Origin of the sequence: Aquabacterium sp., assembly GCF_004297345.1 — a bacterium.
Taxonomy (GTDB): Bacteria; Pseudomonadota; Gammaproteobacteria; order Burkholderiales; family Burkholderiaceae_C; genus Aquabacterium.
On sequence record NZ_SCTN01000517.1, the window covers coordinates 1 to 2,389 of the forward strand.

General features: G+C 60.9%; 3 protein-coding genes. 2 read left to right on the top strand and 1 reads right to left on the bottom strand.

From position 1 onward, the window contains the following. On the top strand, positions 1-559 hold a 559-nt coding region (locus EPO09_RS20130; protein WP_290646015.1), incomplete at its 5' end, for a cytochrome D1 domain-containing protein. Positions 560-580: 21 nt separating this feature from the next. On the opposite strand, the gene hmpA is transcribed toward EPO09_RS20130, so the two are convergent. Then, positions 581-1,792, bottom strand: coding sequence for an NO-inducible flavohemoprotein (gene hmpA, locus EPO09_RS20135; RefSeq protein WP_290646017.1), 1,212 nt, complete (start codon positions 1,790-1,792; stop codon positions 581-583). 172 nt (positions 1,793-1,964) lie between these two features. Between hmpA and EPO09_RS20140 the strand changes: the two genes are divergently transcribed. Beyond that, positions 1,965-2,389, top strand: a 425-nt coding sequence (locus EPO09_RS20140; RefSeq protein WP_290646019.1) for an ATP cone domain-containing protein, incomplete at its 3' end; no start/stop codon positions are given.

Sequence of the window (2,389 nt, forward strand, 5' to 3'; positions counted from 1 at the left end):
AGCATCCAGCCCCGTTGATGAGCCGCCCAGCGCACAGGTCATCAACCTCGACGCCCGCCAACGCGTGGCCAACCTCCCCTTGCCTGGCATGCCTCACCTGGGCTCTGGCATCAGCTTCCAATACCAAGGCCAGACCGTGCTGGCCACACCCAATCTGCAGCAAGGCCTCATCAGCGTGATCGACATGAAGAGCTGGCAGATCATCCAGCAGATCCCCACGCCGGGCCCCGGCTTCTTCATGCGCAGCCACGAGCAGTCACGCTACCTGTGGACCGACTCGATGATGTCACCGCAAGCCAAGAACACGCTGACCATCATCGACAAGAACACCTTGCAGACCGTCACGCAGATCAAGGCCCCTGAAGGCCAGACACTGGCCCACATCGAGTTCACACGCGATGGGCGCTATGCCCTGGCCAGCCTGTGGGAGATGAATGGCGCCTTGATCGTGTATGACGCGGCCACGCTGAAAGAGGTCAAGCGCCTGCCCATGAGCAAGCCCGTTGGCAAGTACAACGTGTTCAACAAGATCACGCGCTCGGAAGGCACCTCGCACTGAAGTGCCCTCCTTGCGTGCAGGTCAAACGCCGCCCGTGCCGAACACCTCGGCATGGATGCGCTCTGGTGGCACCTTCAAGGCTTGCAAGGCAGCCATCTGGGCCTGCATGAAAGGCTTGGGGCCACAGACGTAAAAGTCGGCCTCGCCGCTGGGCAACAAGTCCTGCAGTTGTGACAACTCGATGCGCCCGACCTCATGCGGGTGCGCCCTGTCCTCGTCACGTGGAAACTCGTAGTGAACCTTGGCCTTGACCCGTGGGTGGGCCGCCGCCACCTTGGCGACATGTTCACGGAAGGCGTGCACGCCACTGTGCCTGCAAGCATGGATGAAGCGCACCTCCCGCTTGGGCGCGTTCTGGATCAGTGCATCCAGCATGGACACCATGGGCGTGAGGCCCACACCGGCACTGATCAGCACCACGGGGTTGTCGCGATCCTGGTGCAACACGAAATCGCCCATGGGCGGCGCCACCTCGATCACATCGCCCACCTGCACGCTGCCGTGCAGCAGATTGGAGACCATGCCTTGCGGACGCGCGGCGGCCTCGTCTCCGCTTTCGCGCTTGACCGAAATGCGCAATGAGCGCCCGCCCGGCGCTGCAGACAAGCTGTACTGCCGCGGCTGGCTGTAGCCCAACTCCGGCACGAGCAACTTCACCGATACATACTGCCCAGGGTGATACGCCGGCACCTCGCCACCATCGGCGGGCACCAGGTAGAAGGACGTGATCTCTTCGCTCTCCACCTGCTTGCGCTCGACACGGAAGTTGCGCCAGCCGCTCCAGCCACCCGGCACCTGTGCAGCCTGCGTGTACAGCTTGGTTTCGATGCCGATCAGCACATCAGCCAGTTGGCCATAGGCCGCACCCCAGGCCTCGATCAAATCATCGGTGGCCAGCGCACCCAGCACTTCTCGAATCGAGGCCAGCAAGTGCCGCCCGACGATGCCGTAATGCTCGGCACGGATACCCAGGCTGACATGCTTGTTGGCGATCAACTCCAGCACAGGCATCAGCACGCTGGGGTTGTCGATGTGCTGGGCATAAGCCGCCACGGCCATCGCCAAAGCCTGTTGCTGGCTGCCTTCGCGCTGATGCCCCTGGTTGAAGATGGCCTTGAGTTCAGGGTTGTTTTCGAACATGCGCGCATAGAAATGGCGCGTCAGCGCCACGCCGTGTTCCTTGAGCAGCGCCGCCGTACCTTTGACGAGTTCGCGTTGGGTCGTGTTCAACATGCAGATCCTTGAGGTGCTTCAATTTCGTTAACATTCATTTTATATACATGTTTAACAAAAAGGAATTCATGGCCCCGGTTTGACAAGGGTCAACAGCAGGGTTTTTCAAGATCGGAACACTACCCGTAGCGTTTTCAAGAACATCAACACACTACATATAGTAGGAACCCGCATGACAGACAGCCCTCTCGTATCAGCGCAGACCTGCTCGGTCGCCGTCATCAAGCGCAACGGCGCCACCGCCAGCTTCAAGCTCGACAAGATCACGCGCGCCATTGAAAGCGCAGGCAAAGCCACCGGCGAGTTCGACGCCACACGTGCAGCGGAACTCGCAAGGCAAGTCAGGCAAGCCCTGCAGCGCCGCGTGCCCACGGTCGAGCAGATTCAGGATCAGGTCGAACGCGCGCTGATGGATGCGGGGCACTTCGACACGGCACGCGCCTACATCGTCTACCGCGAGCAACGCAGCCAGTTGCGGGCAGACAAAGCCTGCGCGGTGGATGTAGAGCGCTCCGTCAACGAATACCTCTCTCAGCAAGACTGGCGCGTCAATGCCAATGCCAATCAGGGCTACTCGCTGGGCGGCTTGATCCTCAA

Coding starts and splice junctions, on each gene's coding strand:
- hmpA (WP_290646017.1), bottom strand. CDS start 1,792: ATGTTGAACACGACCCAACGCGAACTCGTCAAAGGTACGGCGGCGCTG.